A 16,058-nucleotide genomic window follows, 5' to 3' on the forward strand; every position below is an offset into this window, starting at 1 on the left:
TTGCTATTTCTAGATAATTTTAGGACTGCTCAACGCAATTTTCCCTACCCCTAGATATAGCAATAGTTCCTAGGCTTGCGCATAGGAACTAGAGTAGCGCCGCAGGGATTCCTGCGGCACAGAAAGGTATTACCAACGGTAATGTGCGAACGCTTTGTTTGCGTCAGCCATGCGGTGAACGTCTTCACGTTTCTTAACCGCAGTACCTTTGTTCTCAGACGCGTCTAGCATTTCAGCAGCTAGGCGTTGAGCCATAGATTTTTCACCACGCTTGCGCGCAGCTTCAACCAACCAACGCATAGCAAGTGCGTTACGGCGAACCGGACGAACTTCTACAGGAACTTGGTAAGTTGAACCGCCTACACGGCGAGATTTAACCTCTACCGCTGGGCGAACATTTTCAAGAGCTTCTTCAAATACAGCTAAGTGATCTTTACCAGATTTCTCAGCCATAGCATCTAGTGCAGTGTAAACGATTTTCTCTGCAGTAGATTTCTTACCGTCAACCATTAGGATGTTAACGAATTTTGCCAGCAGTTCAGATTTGAACTTTGGATCTGGAAGGATCTTACGCTGACCAATGACGCGACGACGTGGCATGGATTTTCTCCGTTGTCTTCTTCAGGTTTTATCCAAAACTTTTCAGTTTTTTCAAAAAATTAAAAATAATTTAGTGTTTGGCCTTACTTAACGGATACCATTAAGACTTAGGACGCTTCACACCGTACTTAGAACGACCTTGCTTACGGTCATTTACGCCAGCACAGTCTAGTGCACCGCGTACTGTGTGGTAACGTACACCCGGAAGGTCTCTAACACGACCGCCACGGATTAGAACAACTGAGTGCTCTTGAAGGTTGTGGCCTTCACCACCGATGTACGAAGTTACTTCGAAACCGTTTGTTAGACGTACACGACATACTTTACGTAGTGCCGAGTTAGGTTTTTTAGGTGTAGTAGTGTAAACACGAGTACATACACCACGTTTTTGTGGACACGCTTCTAGTGCAGGCACGTTGCTTTTAACAACTTGCTTTGCACGAGGCTTACGTACCAACTGGTTAATAGTTGCCATTAACTAGCTCCTGATTTACTTGAAAGTAAGCTTTGTGAAAAATCTATCCCTAATCACCAATGGCAATTAGGGACGCAAAATTCTATGCAGCAGTGGGATGTGTGTCAAGAAATATACGGATCTTTTTTTGTTCAGTTGGACTTTTTATCCGTAAAGTGAAGATGACGTTCGAGCGGTCAATTCCAAGTGAGGGATTGCGGGTGTTTGACCGTCATTGACACAAAGCCGTTGTAGTCAACAATTTCGAGTTGCGCACTGACGCGATTTATCATTGCTCGGGCATCGAGGTCTGGCTTTAGAACTGAGCAACAATGCCCATCTAACAACGGATAAGCCTGATGCTGAGGATTGGCTGCGTAGACCGCATCTTCAATCAGCAACAGTTCATCGTCTTTGCTACAAGCGTTGACGGCATCATTCAAAGCTTGAACCGATTTAATAATATGCAGCATAACGCGCCCTTAAAATGAGAGTAGCTTGCCAGCAAGTTGTAACTGACTTTTGAGAGAGGTCAAAGATAGCGGTTTCGCATCAATCATTAGATCTGCGTGAGATAAGCCTCGCTTGGCAAGAGAATCTGCGCAGACGTACACTTGTTCAATATCATACAGATCAAAAAGCTTTAACATCGGTGCGTAATCTTTACTTAAGATATCAGCTGGTGCCTGACCTTGCAGAAGTTGATATACACCGTCACCCATGAAGATCACGCTGATGTCTTCACAATAAGCTGAAGCTGCAAGCAAAGCGTCAATCCCCTCTCTTCCGGCCGAACTGCCATGGGGAGCGCTACGAAATAGGTAAGTTAACTGACTCAAAATTGCACCACTCTATCTTGAGTTAACATCGCCTCTGCCAAACTGCCTAATCCAGCTTGAACAAACCCTTTTGCAAGGTTGCTTTGCGCTAGACCATGCTGCTGCGCCTCATCTTCACTGATCACACCACGACGCAATGCCGCAGCGACACAGGTTTCTAATCTTACTTGATGCGTCTGAGACAACGTAAGCCAAGCTTTGGTGAGATCAAATTCATCATTAGCTGGAACGGCTAAAGCAGTGCCATTTGTCACACCATCTTGATAGAAAAACACACTGACCAAGGTGTGTCCCTGTTCAATTAACGCTTTAGCAAACTGATAAGCAGTGCGCGCTGATTGGCTGCCATAAACAGAACCGTTAACAACAAGCGTGTAAGTCAAAGAGCTCACCTCTCTTCATCCTCAGTCTTACGCTGACGAATGTAGAGATACACCGTATGCTTGGAGATATTCAAGCGGTCGGCAACACGGTTGATGGCATCCTTAATATCGAAGATGCCTTTGTCATACAGCTCCATCACGATCTGACGATTTTTCGTGTTATTCGATACTGATTTATCGGCATTGATCTCTTCAATGGTTCTCTCAACCGTTTGATCCACCAGCTCCTCAACATCACTTGCGAAGTTAACCGATGAGGCGGCTTGTTTCGCTTCCTCGGTAGGCATGAACGATTGAAGAACTTGAGAAAATGGCGCATCTAGGTTGACGTTGATACAAAGCAAACCAATCACTCGGTTTTCGCCATTGCGAATCGCCACCGTGATCGACTTCATCAACACGCCACCTTTAGCACGTGTGAAATAAGAACGCGAAAAGTTACGCTCAGAGCCTTCTATGTCTCGCAACATTTTTAGCGCAAGATCAGTGATCGGCGAGCCCACCTGACGACCTGTATTTTCACCATTGGCAATCTTAATCGCGGAGGTATTGAGGTCTTCTAATGAGTGAAGAACAATTTCACAAAATGGACCAATCAGACTCGCGATACCATCGACCACCGCTTCATACGATCGAAGAATAATTTTATCGTGCTCACTAAATGGCATCACATTGACAGATTCCATTTCGAGCAACATATCCGTATTTACTGTTTCTGTAGTTGTCACTTTTTAAGCCTTCGAGCGAAAAATCAACAAATTGGTGTAAGTTTATCAGAAATTTTGAAGAGCACACCTAGCTAAGAGACTATCTAGTGATTTAGGACAAATAAATGAGTGCTGTTCGCCACACAAAAGAAAGAAAAAGGCCTGACATATGCCAGGCCTTTAGAATGAGAATGTTAGAAACCGTTATTGAACCGCTTCTTCACCGTTATCGATTTTCAGCAACTCAACTTCAAATACCAACGTTGAGTTTGCTGGAATGGTTGGTGTATCTTGCTGGCCGTAAGCAAGCTCTGGTGGAATGACGAACTTAAACTTAGAGCCAACTGGCATTAGTTGAACGCCTTCAGTCCAGCCTGGAATCACTCGGTTTAGCGGGAACGTAGCTGGCTCGCCGCGGTCGTAAGAGCTGTCAAACTGAGTACCGTCAATCAATGTACCTTTGTAGTGAACTTGTACCGTATCGGTATCTTTCGGTTGTTCACCTTCCGCTGCGGTCAATACTTGGTAAAGCAAACCCGTGTCTGTCTTCACAACACCGTCTTGTTTTTCAAATTCAGCGCGGTAATCATCACCCGCTTTTTTAGCCGCTTCTGCTTTCTCAGCGGCCTGCTTTTGCATCGTTTCAGCAACACGCTTATCTAGAGATTCTAGCGCAGCACGCGTCTCTTCTTCGTTTAGCTCTGCTTTGCCTTCAAAGACATGTTCAATGCCTTTAAGAACCAAGTCTTTGTTCAGCGTAATACCAATCTCGCTTGGCTTGTCTAAGCTAGTGCTTAAGTAGTTAGCAAAAGAGACACCGATGGCGTAAGCAGCTTTGTCATCTTCGGTTTTAAAGTGAACCGCTTTACCTGCTTCTGCTTGAACTTGCTCTACTGCTGGAGCAGCTTTTGTCTTTGGCTCTTCTTCTTTTTGGCAGCCAACAGCTAGCGCAACAGTTGCAGCAAGCAGTGACACTTTAAAAATTGATTTCATTGAACTCTCCAATTGAGACTTTTGTCTTTGTGCACAAATCTTTAAGAAAGACTGGTGTGCATTCGCATGTTGTACCAATATAACCAATATGCGTCTGAAATAAACGTAAACCAAGTGGATAATTGGACTTGATGCGAATAATTTTTAACACTCTACTTATTACGATTGTCATCACAACGTTAAATGGCTGCTTTTTCTCCAACCAAGATGTTCAACGTTGGGATATCGAACTTAAAGGCACCACCAGCTTCGCATTGAGTCGTGATGCTCGCTTTGCCCTGCTTTACTCAAAAGAGCACCAACTCGTTCTATGGGATCTTTTTGAAAACCAACAATTGGCTTCATTAGGCGAACAAGACCCTCAAGCAAGCACCGTTTCCCGAATCCGCATTTCCGACAATGGCCGCTTCGCGATCACCGCCACTCAAATCAACTTTGCCGTTTGGGACCTTGCATGGACTCAGGCTGAGGGGCTTTGGTCAATTTCAGATGGCGTAATTCGAGATGTTGATATCGCAAGTAATGGTGACCAAGTACTACTTGGTTTATCCAATGGTAAAGCCATCTACGTCAACTTAGTCACCGGACGACGATTAGAGTTCCTCGCTCACAATGAAAAAGTCAATTCAGTCTCCCTTTCACCCAATGGTCGTTTTGCGCTATCAGGAGGAAATGACTATAAGGCTTACCTATGGGATACCAATACCGGACAGATATTGCATACGTTTGAACATGAACAACGCGTAAACCGCGTCGCGCTGCAAAGAGATGGTAAATATGCCTTTACCTCAGACGGAGGGAATCAAGCCATAGTGTGGGACTTAACAACAGGTAAAGCCCTGTCGGAGCTGAGCAGCTTCTCAAGACAGTTAATCTTTTCCACCGCCCGCTTTTCTGATGACGGCCAATATCTCGCGACAGGCACTCCGTCGGGGCGTTTAATGGTTTGGAACAGCCTCACTGGCAAACGCATCGACCGCTATGACGTAGAACCATTAAAAGATACTCGCCCTCCCCGCGCAGTGGTGTATGATGCTGCCTTTGACAGCCAAAGTCGTATTATTTCGGCAACCTCGGCTGGTATTGCCCAAGCTTGGAATGTGGACTACTAGAAATGACAGATAAGCGAGTTGAACAGTTGGAAAATCGCGTGAATGACCTTGAGTGTCAACTCGCGTTTCAAGAGCAGACAATCGAAGAGCTCAACGAAGCATTGAGTCAGCAGCAGCTTTTGATCACCAAAATGCAAGATCAGATGAAGTATGTTGTCGGCAAAGTCAAAAACATGGATTCATCCAACCTTGCAGACCAATCTGAAGAGACGCCACCTCCTCACTATTGATCGCCTCTAGCCGAATACATACGCGATTACTGCACCAGCAACCACTAGGCAGCCGCCTATACGGCGCAATTGATTATCAGGCTGGCGACTGAGCTCTGCCACCATATTGCGCCAACCGTTTGGAGCGATCAAAGGACCTAACCCTTCGACGATAAGCACCAAACCTAATGCAAACCAAAGTGAATTCGACATAACTACCTCAGAACAAAAAATAAAGGCTCCACATGGGAGCCTTTAACCTATATTAATTTCAATTACTTCGCTTCTGCACCAGCTGCGTTATTCATGTACTGGAAGAAGTCACTCTTCGGATCCAATACAAGAATGTCACTCTTGTTGCTGAACGATTTCTCGTATGCTTTTAGAGAACGCATAAAGCTAAAGAACTCTGGGTCTTTGTTGTAAGCATCCGAGTAGATTTTCGCGGATTTCGCATCCGCTTCACCTCGTGTTACGCGCGCAGTCTTGTCCGCTTCTGCTAGAACAGTTGCCACTTCTAGATCAGCTTGTGCACGGATAACTTCTGCTTTTTCACGACCTTGAGAACGGTGGCGACGAGCAACAGACTCACGCTCAGCTCTCATACGGCGATAGATAGACTCACTGATTTCATCAGGTAGGTTGATTTTCTTCATACGGAAATCAACAATCTCGACACCCAAATCTTTCATCGCACTGTCCGTTGTACCGACCAGAACGTTTTCCATAATTTGGTCACGTTCACCGTCAACTTCTAACGCTTCAAGAGCCGCTTCGGTTGTTACTTCTTCACTGTCGCTATCAGGCAAAACGTCTTTGTTGCGCGGACCGGAAACAATCTGCTTAATCTCACGTGCACCGATTTCAGAACGCAGCACGTCTGTTACTTTACGTTCAAGTAACGCTTCTGCTGTCAAGGCATTACCACCACCTGTTGTTAGGTAGTAGCGACCGAAATCAGAGATACGCCATTTGACGTAAGTATCGATCAGTACGTCTTTTTTCTCAGATGTCACGAAACGGTCAGAACGGCCATCCATTGTTTGGATACGCGCGTCCAATGTTTTCACTCTGTCGAACAGCGGCATCTTGAAATGCAGACCTGGTTCGTAAATCTTAGACACACCGTTGTCATCAAGAACACGACCAAATCGAATTACCAATCCACGCTCGCCTTCTTGAATGACAAATACTGACATTAGCAGTAGAACAATAGTAACGACCAATACAGGGATCATTAACTTACGCATTCTTAATATCTCCCTTGACGTGAACCAGTTGAACGAGATTGCGAGTCTGAAGTGGTTTCAGTTGACTGAGTTTCTAGCTCAATCTGGTCATAAGCTGAAGACGACTTCGTGCTACGTTTGGTTGGAGTGTTACCTTCACCCGCTAACTTGTCGATTGGTAAGTAAAGCAGATTGCCGCTAGATTCAGAATCAATCAGAACCTTAGAGGTGTTGCTGTAAACTTCTTCCATCGTGTCTAGGTATAGACGGTTACGAGTAACTTCAGGTGCAGCTTGGTATTCAGGAAGTAGCTTCTCAAACTGTGCTACTTGACCAAGCGCTTCGTTTACAACGCGCTCAGAGTAACCCAATGCTTCTTTCTTCAAACGCTCAGCTCGACCTGTCGCTTTTGGAAGAATATCGTTTCGGTATGCTTCTGCTTCACGCTCAAAACGCTCTTCATCCTCACGAGCCGCAATTGCATCATCGAAAGCGTCTTTAACTTGCTCAGGCGGACGCGCTGATTGGAAGTTGACATCGACAATGACTACACCCATATCGTAGCTGTCTACGATCTCATTTAGAGTTTCCTGAGTGCTTTGACGAATTTGCTGACGACCCATTGTCAGGATGCTATCCATCAGCGAGTCACCGATTACAGCACGGAGCGCAGAGTCGGTAGCTTGACGTAAGCTGTCATCTGCGTTTGTTACGCGGAATAGATACTTGTATGGATCCGCAACACGGTACTGAACATCCATCGCAACCGTCACTACGTTTTCATCTTTAGTCAGCATTAGACCTGATGAACGCAGTGAGCGAATCGCCTGAACGTTAACCGGTGTCACTTCATCAATGAAGCGAGGACGCCAGTTTAGACCTGGATCGACCACACGGTCGTATTTACCGAGGCGCAACACTACGCCACGTTCAGCTTCACCGATAGTGTAAAAACCAGCAAAGACCCAAATTGCTATTGCGATTGCTGCAATAACGCCTAAACCTAGAGCGCTACCACCACCGCCAATAGAAGGGCCGTTGCCGCCTTTTCCACCAAACTTTCCACCCAGTTTCTGACTCAGTTTATTAAATACTTCGTCCAAGTCTGGCGGTCCTTGATCACGGCCACCTTTGTTACCACGATTGTTATTACCCCATGGGTCATTATCGCGGCCGTTGTTGCCGTTGTTATTACCAGGCTCATTCCACGCCATTAGAAAGCTCCATCATTTGATATGACGTTATACTGTAGCAGTCATTTAAGTAACTATAAAGTCACGTAAAACTGCCTCTTCTCTTTTTTCAAGTCTAGACCAATCTACTTGCTGCATTCGAACATCAATCAACAAGTTACCGTCTTGGTCATATTCTTCATGTTGAATACACTTCATCTGGAAGAATGTACTACGAAGTCTGCCTTGATGTTGTGGCGGAATTCGCATTTGGTACTGAACCATTTGACTGGCTAACCGCTCGGTTAATGCCTCAAATAAGAGTTCAATGCCTTTACCTTCCATTGCTGAAACCCAAACCGTTTGCACAACGCCTTCGTCGTCACGCTCAATTCTTGGGTTTTGACCATCGAGGTTATCGATCTTGTTCATGACAATCAAAGCGGGGATTTCATTCGCTTCAATTTCTTCAAGAACATCATGAACAGCCTGAATATTCTCACGAAAACGCTCATCACTGGCATCGACAACATGTAACAAAATGTCAGCTTCTTGCGTTTCTTGTAGCGTTGCTTTGAACGCCGCTACCAGATCGTGTGGTAGGTGACGAATAAACCCTACCGTGTCCGCCAAAATAGCAGGACCAACGTCTGATAACTCGATCTTACGTAAAGTTGGGTCCAAAGTAGCAAACAATTGATCCGCAGCGTAAACACCCGCTTCGGTAATTCGGTTGAACAGTGTTGATTTCCCTGCGTTGGTATAACCAACTAGGGAGACGGTTGGGATTTCCGCTCGACTTCTAGCACGGCGACCTTGTTCACGCTGCTTAGCGACTTTTTCTAAACGGCGTAATATCGTTTTGATACGTACACGCAATAAACGTCGGTCAGTTTCTAGCTGAGTTTCACCTGGGCCACGTAAACCGATACCACCTTTTTGTCTCTCTAGGTGAGTCCAACCACGAATCAGTCGAGTAGAGATATGGCGAAGCTGGGCCAATTCGACCTGTAGCTTACCTTCGTGAGTTCGGGCACGCTGAGCAAAAATATCCAGAATAAGACCCGTTCGGTCCAACACTCGACATTTACACAACGCTTCTAGGTTACGTTCTTGGGCAGGAGAGAGGGCGTGATTAAAAATCACAATATCAGCGCCAGCTAACTGCACAGCTTGTGCAATTTCCTGAGCTTTACCCTCTCCGACATAGTATTTAGGGTGTGGTGACTGGCGGCTTCCGGTTACGACTTGTAACGAAGAAACTCCAGCTGAAGAGACCAGCATTTCAAACTCGCTGAGATCTTCCCACTCCCCTTCTTGCGTAAAGTTGATATGAACAAGTACGGCTCGCTCACCGGCTTCATAACGGTCAAACAAGCAATCAACTCCTTAAAATAATGCTCGAATTAGCAGTCAGGATATTAATCTTCTGACTTCTCTTGCTGACGCTCGCCGCCTTGTGGACGGTCACCGCTGTGGTGGCTCACTGGACGAGCAGGTACCACAGTAGAAATTGCGTGCTTGTATACCATTTGGTTTACTGTGTTTTTCAGCAAGATAACAAATTGGTCGAAAGACTCGATCTGACCTTGTAGTTTAATTCCGTTTACAAGGTAGATAGACACTGGAATACGTTCACGACGTAATGCATTTAAGAATGGGTCTTGTAGAGATTGCCCCTTAGCCATTTTATTTTCCTTATTTTGTAATTTTGTTTTAGTTATTTAGCTAGTGGTGCGCTGCATAAAGGATGCGGCTTTTGAATCTGAGCTAAACGTATAAAAAAACGCCCTGTCATTACCTGTTATGACGACTTTGAGTCGAAATTTCAAGTAACAGATCCTTTACAGGGTACATTCACGCAAAAGCGATCACATTATACACAGCTAAAACCGTCAGATGCTATTGCATTTGAAACAGTTTCCAATGCTTCGTCAATGTTCTCACTATCTAACCAAGTTAAATTATCCCAGCTGCGTAACCAGGTAATTTGTCGCTTGGCCAACTGGCGGGTTGCACAAACGCCCTTAAAAATAGCGTCATCAAGCGTACAATTCCCATCCAAATAGTCCCACATCTGCCTGTAGCCGACACATCGAATAGACGGTAGATCAGGGTGAAGATCGTCACGAGCATATAATGCTCGCATCTCATTCTCGAACCCCGCTTCCATCATTTTCTCAAATCGAAGCTCAATTCGGCGATGGAGCTCAGCCCTTTCCTTGGGAGCTATAGCAAACTGCTTAACCCTAAATGGCAACGAATCGCCTTTTGTTTTAGTCAGTTCAGTAAGAGTTTTACCTGAAATTCGATAAACTTCCAATGCCCGTGACAATCTTTGTGGATCGTTTGGGTGGATTCGCTCAGCTGATACAGGATCAACCTCTTTCAGTTGATCGTGCAGCACGTCCCAGCCAAGAGTCAACGCTTCTTGTTCAATTTGCTGACGAATCTCAGGATTTGCAGCTGGAAGTGGTGACAAACCTTCCAACAACGCTTTGTAGTAAAGCATGGTTCCACCAACAAGAAGTGGGATCTTGCCTTGCTCTACAATCTTATTCATTTCATTTAAGGCATCGCGACGAAAGTCTGCAGCTGAATACGCTTCGCTTGGATCAAGTATGTCGATCAGACGATGCGGTGCCAGCATTTGCTCACGCTCGTCAGGCTTGGCGGTGCCTATATCCATTCCTTTGTAAATCAACGCGGAGTCGACCGAAATAATTTCTACGGGATATTTTTGGCGCAAGCGGATCGCCAACTCTGTCTTTCCAGATGCCGTTGGTCCCATCAAAAATAGAGCCAAAGGTAGTTGTGTATTTTTCATAATTCTAATGCTGCAATGGTCGCAGAGAAATCGACCGGTTTTACAAACGTTTGATCGTTTAACGGAAGGTTCCCCTGCCAGAGCTGTTCGATATCAGCAATGATTTGAATCGCTTCCGACAAAGTGTAGTCGCTTTTCACTTGAGTGATATGGCTACTTAACCAATTTGCCAATCGAGAAGGCTCGAGATTGGCTTGCTCCGCCAAAGACGAAGCCGCGTAAGATAACAGATCTGGTAGCAATTGTTGTAAGTTTTGTTGGCGCAGCGGCTGTGGCACACCCATGACCATCATTGCTTGATGGTTGCGCTTCTTTAACTCAATGCCAAATGTCAGCAATAAAGTTTCAAGCCTCTCGGCTACCTGAATCTGCTCAGGATCGAGTTTTAATGACAGTGGGACAAGCAATGGCTGACTTTTCAATGACCCATTGCGCGTCGACAATTGGCCATTCACACGTAACCATTCCGCTTTCGCCAGGTTAACTAAGTGTACCCCTTGCTTATTGCCCATCGCGACATAACGCCCTGATGCCATGCAAATCGCTTTGCCTAATGAGTCGACGACCGCCGCTGGCGATGATTCATTTTCTTCAGCGTTCCGATCCTGTCCGACAGGCGCAGAAATAGGCTCTAGATCTGGCGTTTTGAGTAACTCTTGGTAGGCTCGTACTTCTTGCTTACTCGGGGCTGGTTCGGCATATCGCTCAGAGCTCTTTGCCTTGTTAGGCTGAGGTTTTGACTCAATCCACTCACTGCGGACAGAAGCCTCGCGAACTTCAGAGCGGCGCTCGTTGTAATCTGACCTTCCGGGATATGAGGGAATCTTATCTACAGCGTCATAAACACGCTCACTGACCGGCTGATGAGTTGGCTCACTAGTTAGCCCTTTATCAGCGTCATTTAACGGCTCTTGTGTATGAAAAGCAGACGCCGTGATCTCCGGTTTATCAATATGCGCACTTTGGGCGAGTGCATCACTGAGCGCTTGATAGATAAAATCATGCACCAAACGAGCTTGATGGAAGCGAACTTCATGTTTTGCTGGGTGGACATTGACGTCTACCTGATGCGGGTCGAGCTCAATAAACAGCACGTAAGTAGCAAACTGCTCTGGTTTGAGGCTGGTTTCGTAGCTCTGTCTAATGGCGTGATTGATTAATTTGTCACGCATCATCCGGCCATTAACGTAACAATACTGCAAATCACTTTGTTGACGTGCGCCCTCTGGAGTTGTGATCCACCCGTGTAACTTAAGCCCTTGATGTTCAAGTTCAATCTTAAGCATGTTACGGACAAACGCACTCCCGCAAACCGTGGCAATGCGCTTCTCAGCTTGTACTTCGGTTTTCGCCGCTCGATATTGCTTAATCATCTTACCGTTGTGACGAAGATTGATCGTCACATCAAAACGGCTAAGGGCGATTCGTTTGATCAGCTCATCAATATGAGAAAACTCGGTCTTCTCTGTGCGAAGAAATTTACGACGAGCTGGGGTATTAAAGAATAGATCAAGAACCTCGACAGTCGTACCAATCGGATGTGCTGTCGGTTGAAGCTTCACAGCCATTTCCCTGCCCTCGGTATAGGCAGACCAAGCTTGCTCTTGGGTGGCAGGGCGAGACGTCATGGTCAAACGCGCAACAGAGCTAATACTGGCCAGCGCTTCACCGCGAAAACCTAAACTGATGATGGCTTCGAGATCATCTAAGGTGTGTATTTTGGAAGTAGCATGACGGCTTAACGCTAAACCGAGTTCATCTTTGACGATACCTTTGCCATTGTCTCGGACTCGGATCAGCTTGGCTCCACCTTTTTCGATATCGATATCGATTCTAGTGGCACCTGAGTCAAGGCTATTTTCAACCAGCTCTTTAACAACGGAAGCCGGTCTCTCAACCACTTCACCCGCGGCAATTTGGTTTGCCAAACGTGCTGGAAGAATTTTAATTGTCATAGCCCATCACCATCAGTTGTTGGGAATAATTAAAACTTGGCCAATCGCAAGCTCATCACTGCGCAGGTTATTCGCCTCTCGAAGACTTTTAACACTCACCCCATACTTACTCGCTATTTTACCTAAGAATTCACCACGCTGAACCTTGTGCTTACGCAATGGCTGATCTTTCATGCTTACGGTAATTTTGAGTTTCTGCCCCAACTTCAACGTATCTGATTTCAGCTTGTTTTCACGCTTAATATCAGCCACCGCCACTTTGTATCGAGCGGCGATTTTTCCTAAATATTCACCGCGTTGAACCACGTGAGTGATCGTTTTTGTCTCAACAGGGTTAGTCACCACAGGCACAGGTATTGCGCCTGACGAACCAGGGATTGTGAGAATTTGACCTATCGCAATATTACTGCTCTTAAGCTTATTCGCTTGCATTATCGCCTTAGTTGAAGAGCCGTATTTCTTCGCAATCAGAGAGAGCGACTCACCTCGTGAAACCTTGTGTTTAATCGCTTTGCCACGATTTGCAAATAGAGTGCCTTCTGGAGGATTGGCTTCAAAATATTGCACGATCGCCTTAGATAGAGAGCGTGCTAGCTTGTCTTGATGACTGCGCTGGAATAGCAGCTTCTCTTCTGTCGGGTTGGAGATAAACCCAGTTTCAACCAGTACCGAAGGTATATCTGGTGACTTGAGTACCGCTAGACTCGCATTAACTGGCTCTTTCTTGTGTAAATGCACACCAGCTCGCGACATCTCTCGTAAAATCTTCGTCGCGACCTTGTAACCCTCTTTCTGGGAATGACTAAACTGCAAATCAAGCAGAGTTTGACTGACGTTTCTGTCGCTATTGTTTTTCGCCAACACTTCTCCAGCACCGCCCAGAAGCTGTGACTGCTCTTCATGGTTTTCTACCCAACGTGCGATTTCTGAGTTGGCGCGGCGCGTATTCAAAACAAAGACAGAACCACCACGAGGTTTCGGCGAATGAAATGCGTCGGCGTGAATAGACACCAACAAGTGCGCTTTGTTTTTACGCGCGATTTCAGAGCGTTTATTCAAATTCACGTAGTAGTCGCTACGACGTGTCAGTACCGCTTTCATACCCGGTACCGCGTTAATCTGATCGGCAATCTTTTTCGAAATCGCTAACGTTGCGTGCTTTTCATATTTTCGTGTTGGACCAATTGAGCCTGGGTCTTCACCACCATGACCAGCATCAATCGCTACAACAATATCCGCACTGCCGGCAAGTTGAGAAGCATCTCGACTGACAGCGTTTGGTTTTGAAGAGGTATCGCTGGCTTTAGGTGTCGTGTCCGACGCCCCATGCGGGATATCAATCACCAAACGGTGACCATATTGTCCACCAGGTGTTGGCGCTAGTTTGAATATTTGCGGAGTGGTTTTCTTTTTTAGCTCAAACACCAATCGATAGGTGCCTTTTGCCGGGGGGGAACTTTTACGAATTTTTTTAAGAACCGGGCTATCCGACACATTGATAGGCAACTTGGTACCTAACGTCGTTTGCTTCAAATCCACCACTAATCGCTCTGGACTGCTGAGCGTGAAATAGCTGTACTCAGCTTCAGACTTCAGATCGATAACAACACGAGTTTCATCTGGCGACGGCCAAACGCGCACCCCTTCGAGCGCGTTGGCGAAAACATTGGCAGAAAATAGAGTAAGAGCTATGAGAAAAGGGAAGAATGCAGCTCGTAACAGTTTACTGATTAACATAACTCCAACTGTTCAAGTAATTGAGACCCATATGTGTTATTGGCGGTCAGCTCGGCGACACGCTGTTCACCGTTATAACGTAATTCAATGTCCAAATCTGCCGATGGCAGCAAGCCTTGACCTTTTTCAGGCCATTCAACCAAACAAATTGCATCAGGCGTGAAGTAATCACGAATCCCCATAAACTCAAGCTCTTCAGGATCCGCCAAACGGTAGAGATCAAAGTGGTACACCTGCCAAGCGTCGAGTTGATACGGCTCCACTAGCGTGTAAGTTGGACTCTTCACATTCCCGTCGTGACCAAGAGCACGTACGAAGCCACGGCTAAATGTCGTTTTCCCCGCGCCCAAATCCCCATGCAAGTAGATAGTGGTTTGCTGTGAACAAAGTTTCGCTAAAGCTGTTCCTAGCAAAATCGTTGCTTGTTCATCTTTAAGGGCAAATTGTTTGGTGCTCATGAAGATCATTCTCTACGTCGTGTCTGTGTAAAACTTAAAAGAACAAGAATAGTAAACTGGGTTGGTTTTAAGAGACAAGCGTTGTTGTGTAAGTAAAAGCCAAAAATAAGCAAAATCTTGCTGTAATAGTTAGGATCATTGGCTAGATCCAGAGTTTAAGATCCGTTAAGATCCCGCCCCCATTTAACCAGAGCGATCAGCATGAACTATCAAGAGCTCGCCGACAAGATCAAAATTTGGGCTCGAGAGCTCGGTTTTCAAAAAGTTGGTATCTGTGACGTTGATTTAAGCGAGCATGAAGCCGAGCTTCAGAAATGGCTCGATGCTGGTTATCACGGGGAAATGGACTGGATGGCCCGCCACGGCATGATGAGAGCAAGACCTGACGAGCTGTTACCTGGGACCATTCGCGTCATCAGCGCTCGCATGAACTACCTACCTCCAGAAGCTCAGTTTGCCTCAAACCTGTCAGATACCACCCAAGCATATATCAGTCGATACGCGTTGGGTCGCGACTACCATAAATTGGTTCGCAATCAACTCAAGAGGTTAGGTCAACGTATTGAAGAAGAAGTTGGGCAATTCGGCTATCGTCCTTTTGTCGACTCTGCGCCGATTCTAGAGCGTCCACTCGCCCAGAAAGCAGGCTTAGGCTGGACTGGTAAACACTCACTTATCTTAGATAAAGAGTGCGGTTCGTGGTTTTTCTTGGGTGAACTGCTAATTGACCTGCCTCTTCCAATTGATACGCCTAGCGAAGATGCATGCGGGAAGTGCAAAGCGTGCATCACTTCCTGTCCGACCTCAGCCATCATTTCGGAAGGCGTTGTTGATGCCCGTCGCTGTATTTCCTATCTGACGATTGAATTTGACGGTGTAATACCAGAAGAGTTTCGTAAGCCAATGGGGAACCGTATCTATGGCTGCGATGATTGCCAACTTGTTTGCCCATGGAATCGATTCTCAGACATCACGGAACAAAGCGATTTTCACAGACGCAGTACACTCACTAACGCAGACCTCGTTCAACTATTTTTGTGGGATGAAGCCACGTTTCTAAAAAACATGGAAGGTTCAGCGATTAGGCGTATTGGTCATATTCAGTGGATGAGAAACTTATCTATCGCCATGGGAAATGCCCCTTTCTCCCCACGCATTATTGACGCTCTCAGAGCTCGAGCAGGCATCAACGACGTTCTTGACGTCCATATTGACTGGGCGATTGAGCAGCAACTAGGCCAAGAATCGATCGCAGGCACTGATACGAAGCAGCAACGGTTGATACGTATTGTAGAGAAAGGACTGCCTAGAGATGCATAAAACTTGCCTATGTGCCCTATGCGCAATTTGATTTAGCTCTAAAAATGGAAATGTGGAAAAAAG

The 16,058-nt window shown here is 45.9% G+C and carries 19 protein-coding genes; 3 read left to right on the forward strand and 16 right to left on the reverse strand.

Annotation, left to right across the window (positions count from 1 at the left end; genetic code table 11):
- Nucleotides 1-129: 129 nt before the first annotated feature.
- The 7 genes from rpsG to fkpA form a co-directional block, all read right to left on the reverse strand.
- Nucleotides 130-600, reverse strand: a complete 471-nt coding sequence (rpsG, locus tag U9J37_RS09775) for a 30S ribosomal protein S7 (RefSeq protein ID WP_004415829.1) — start codon at nt 598-600, stop codon at nt 130-132.
- Between the two features lie 100 nt (nt 601-700).
- Entirely contained in the window at nt 701-1,075 is a 375-nt protein-coding gene (gene rpsL / locus U9J37_RS09780; protein WP_322413807.1) for a 30S ribosomal protein S12, read from the reverse strand.
- A gap of 176 nt (nt 1,076-1,251) precedes the next feature.
- Complete coding sequence (gene tusB, locus U9J37_RS09785; RefSeq protein WP_038141583.1) at nt 1,252-1,527, reverse strand: sulfurtransferase complex subunit TusB; 276 nt, start codon at nt 1,525-1,527, stop codon at nt 1,252-1,254.
- Between the two features lie 9 nt (nt 1,528-1,536).
- Nucleotides 1,537-1,893: a sulfurtransferase complex subunit TusC gene (gene tusC / locus U9J37_RS09790; RefSeq protein ID WP_038192846.1), complete on the reverse strand. Its 357-nt coding sequence runs from the start codon at nt 1,891-1,893 to the stop codon at nt 1,537-1,539.
- On the reverse strand, nt 1,890-2,285 hold the full coding sequence (gene tusD / locus U9J37_RS09795) for a sulfurtransferase complex subunit TusD (RefSeq protein ID WP_005476755.1): 396 nt from the start codon (nt 2,283-2,285) through the stop codon (nt 1,890-1,892). Before tusD ends, tusC begins: the two co-directional genes overlap by 4 nt.
- Nucleotides 2,282-3,004, reverse strand: coding sequence for a helix-turn-helix transcriptional regulator (locus U9J37_RS09800; protein ID WP_038141572.1), 723 nt, complete (start codon nt 3,002-3,004; stop codon nt 2,282-2,284). Before U9J37_RS09800 ends, tusD begins: the two co-directional genes overlap by 4 nt.
- A 183-nt stretch (nt 3,005-3,187) precedes the next feature.
- Nucleotides 3,188-3,976, reverse strand: a complete 789-nt coding sequence (fkpA, locus tag U9J37_RS09805; protein ID WP_005476763.1) for an FKBP-type peptidyl-prolyl cis-trans isomerase — start codon at nt 3,974-3,976, stop codon at nt 3,188-3,190.
- A 131-nt stretch (nt 3,977-4,107) separates the two neighbouring features.
- Here fkpA and U9J37_RS09810 point away from each other — a divergent pair, with 131 nt between their 5' ends.
- The gene (locus U9J37_RS09810; protein ID WP_005476752.1) at nt 4,108-5,088 is read left to right on the forward strand and encodes a WD40 repeat domain-containing protein; all 981 of its coding nucleotides are present in this window, start codon (nt 4,108-4,110) and stop codon (nt 5,086-5,088) included.
- Nucleotides 5,089-5,090: 2 nt separating this feature from the next.
- Complete coding sequence (locus tag U9J37_RS09815) at nt 5,091-5,318, forward strand: SlyX family protein (RefSeq protein ID WP_005476762.1); 228 nt, start codon at nt 5,091-5,093, stop codon at nt 5,316-5,318.
- A 6-nt stretch (nt 5,319-5,324) separates the two neighbouring features.
- On the opposite strand, the gene U9J37_RS09820 is transcribed toward U9J37_RS09815, so the two are convergent.
- The 9 genes from U9J37_RS09820 to tsaE form a co-directional block, all read right to left on the reverse strand.
- Nucleotides 5,325-5,510, reverse strand: coding sequence for a DUF2065 domain-containing protein (locus tag U9J37_RS09820; protein ID WP_005476758.1), 186 nt, complete (start codon nt 5,508-5,510; stop codon nt 5,325-5,327).
- 62 nt (nt 5,511-5,572) lie between these two features.
- Nucleotides 5,573-6,547, reverse strand: coding sequence for a protease modulator HflC (gene hflC, locus U9J37_RS09825; RefSeq protein WP_038141563.1), 975 nt, complete (start codon nt 6,545-6,547; stop codon nt 5,573-5,575).
- Between the two features lie 2 nt (nt 6,548-6,549).
- Nucleotides 6,550-7,740 carry an FtsH protease activity modulator HflK gene (gene hflK / locus U9J37_RS09830; RefSeq protein ID WP_322413808.1) on the reverse strand — a complete coding sequence of 397 codons (1,191 nt, stop codon included), beginning with the start codon at nt 7,738-7,740 and terminating at the stop codon, nt 6,550-6,552.
- A gap of 45 nt (nt 7,741-7,785) precedes the next feature.
- Nucleotides 7,786-9,075 (reverse strand): ribosome rescue GTPase HflX, encoded by a 1,290-nt coding sequence (gene hflX, locus U9J37_RS09835; protein ID WP_005476746.1) that lies wholly within the window; start codon nt 9,073-9,075, stop codon nt 7,786-7,788.
- 44 nt (nt 9,076-9,119) lie between these two features.
- Nucleotides 9,120-9,386, reverse strand: coding sequence for an RNA chaperone Hfq (gene hfq / locus U9J37_RS09840; RefSeq protein ID WP_005476744.1), 267 nt, complete (start codon nt 9,384-9,386; stop codon nt 9,120-9,122).
- A gap of 188 nt (nt 9,387-9,574) precedes the next feature.
- Nucleotides 9,575-10,525, reverse strand: coding sequence for a tRNA (adenosine(37)-N6)-dimethylallyltransferase MiaA (gene miaA / locus U9J37_RS09845; RefSeq protein ID WP_043887526.1), 951 nt, complete (start codon nt 10,523-10,525; stop codon nt 9,575-9,577).
- The gene (gene mutL / locus U9J37_RS09850; RefSeq protein WP_005476759.1) at nt 10,522-12,480 is read right to left on the reverse strand and encodes a DNA mismatch repair endonuclease MutL; all 1,959 of its coding nucleotides are present in this window, start codon (nt 12,478-12,480) and stop codon (nt 10,522-10,524) included. The genes miaA and mutL overlap by 4 nt, the downstream gene beginning before the upstream one ends.
- Nucleotides 12,481-12,492: 12 nt before the next feature.
- The gene (locus U9J37_RS09855) at nt 12,493-14,217 is read right to left on the reverse strand and encodes a LysM peptidoglycan-binding domain-containing protein (protein WP_005476760.1); all 1,725 of its coding nucleotides are present in this window, start codon (nt 14,215-14,217) and stop codon (nt 12,493-12,495) included.
- Nucleotides 14,211-14,675 carry a tRNA (adenosine(37)-N6)-threonylcarbamoyltransferase complex ATPase subunit type 1 TsaE gene (tsaE, locus tag U9J37_RS09860; protein ID WP_038141552.1) on the reverse strand — a complete coding sequence of 155 codons (465 nt, stop codon included), beginning with the start codon at nt 14,673-14,675 and terminating at the stop codon, nt 14,211-14,213. The genes U9J37_RS09855 and tsaE overlap by 7 nt, the downstream gene beginning before the upstream one ends.
- Before the next feature lie 201 nt (nt 14,676-14,876).
- Between tsaE and queG the strand changes: the two genes are divergently transcribed.
- Nucleotides 14,877-15,995, forward strand: a complete 1,119-nt coding sequence (queG, locus tag U9J37_RS09865; protein ID WP_005476748.1) for a tRNA epoxyqueuosine(34) reductase QueG — start codon at nt 14,877-14,879, stop codon at nt 15,993-15,995.
- Nucleotides 15,996-16,058 lie beyond the last annotated feature (63 nt).

The organism is Vibrio sp. 16, from assembly GCF_963681195.1.
Classification (GTDB): Bacteria; Pseudomonadota; Gammaproteobacteria; order Enterobacterales; family Vibrionaceae; genus Vibrio; species Vibrio sinaloensis_D.

Excerpts from the sequence above, each read along its gene's own strand:
- rpsG (WP_004415829.1), bottom strand. The coding sequence starts at position 600 with ATGCCACGTCGTCGCGTCATTGGTCAGCGTAAGATCCTTCCAGATCCA.
- rpsL (WP_322413807.1), bottom strand. The coding sequence starts at position 1,075 with ATGGCAACTATTAACCAGTTGGTACGTAAGCCTCGTGCAAAGCAAGTT.
- tusB (WP_038141583.1), bottom strand. The coding sequence starts at position 1,527 with ATGCTGCATATTATTAAATCGGTTCAAGCTTTGAATGATGCCGTCAAC.
- fkpA (WP_005476763.1), bottom strand. The coding sequence starts at position 3,976 with ATGAAATCAATTTTTAAAGTGTCACTGCTTGCTGCAACTGTTGCGCTA.
- U9J37_RS09810 (WP_005476752.1), top strand. The coding sequence starts at position 4,108 with ATGCGAATAATTTTTAACACTCTACTTATTACGATTGTCATCACAACG.
- U9J37_RS09815 (WP_005476762.1), top strand. The coding sequence starts at position 5,091 with ATGACAGATAAGCGAGTTGAACAGTTGGAAAATCGCGTGAATGACCTT.
- U9J37_RS09820 (WP_005476758.1), bottom strand. The coding sequence starts at position 5,510 with ATGTCGAATTCACTTTGGTTTGCATTAGGTTTGGTGCTTATCGTCGAA.
- hflC (WP_038141563.1), bottom strand. The coding sequence starts at position 6,547 with ATGCGTAAGTTAATGATCCCTGTATTGGTCGTTACTATTGTTCTACTG.
- hflK (WP_322413808.1), bottom strand. The coding sequence starts at position 7,740 with ATGGCGTGGAATGAGCCTGGTAATAACAACGGCAACAACGGCCGCGAT.
- hfq (WP_005476744.1), bottom strand. The coding sequence starts at position 9,386 with ATGGCTAAGGGGCAATCTCTACAAGACCCATTCTTAAATGCATTACGT.
- miaA (WP_043887526.1), bottom strand. The coding sequence starts at position 10,525 with ATGAAAAATACACAACTACCTTTGGCTCTATTTTTGATGGGACCAACG.
- mutL (WP_005476759.1), bottom strand. The coding sequence starts at position 12,480 with ATGACAATTAAAATTCTTCCAGCACGTTTGGCAAACCAAATTGCCGCG.
- U9J37_RS09855 (WP_005476760.1), bottom strand. The coding sequence starts at position 14,217 with ATGTTAATCAGTAAACTGTTACGAGCTGCATTCTTCCCTTTTCTCATA.
- tsaE (WP_038141552.1), bottom strand. The coding sequence starts at position 14,675 with ATGAGCACCAAACAATTTGCCCTTAAAGATGAACAAGCAACGATTTTG.
- queG (WP_005476748.1), top strand. The coding sequence starts at position 14,877 with ATGAACTATCAAGAGCTCGCCGACAAGATCAAAATTTGGGCTCGAGAG.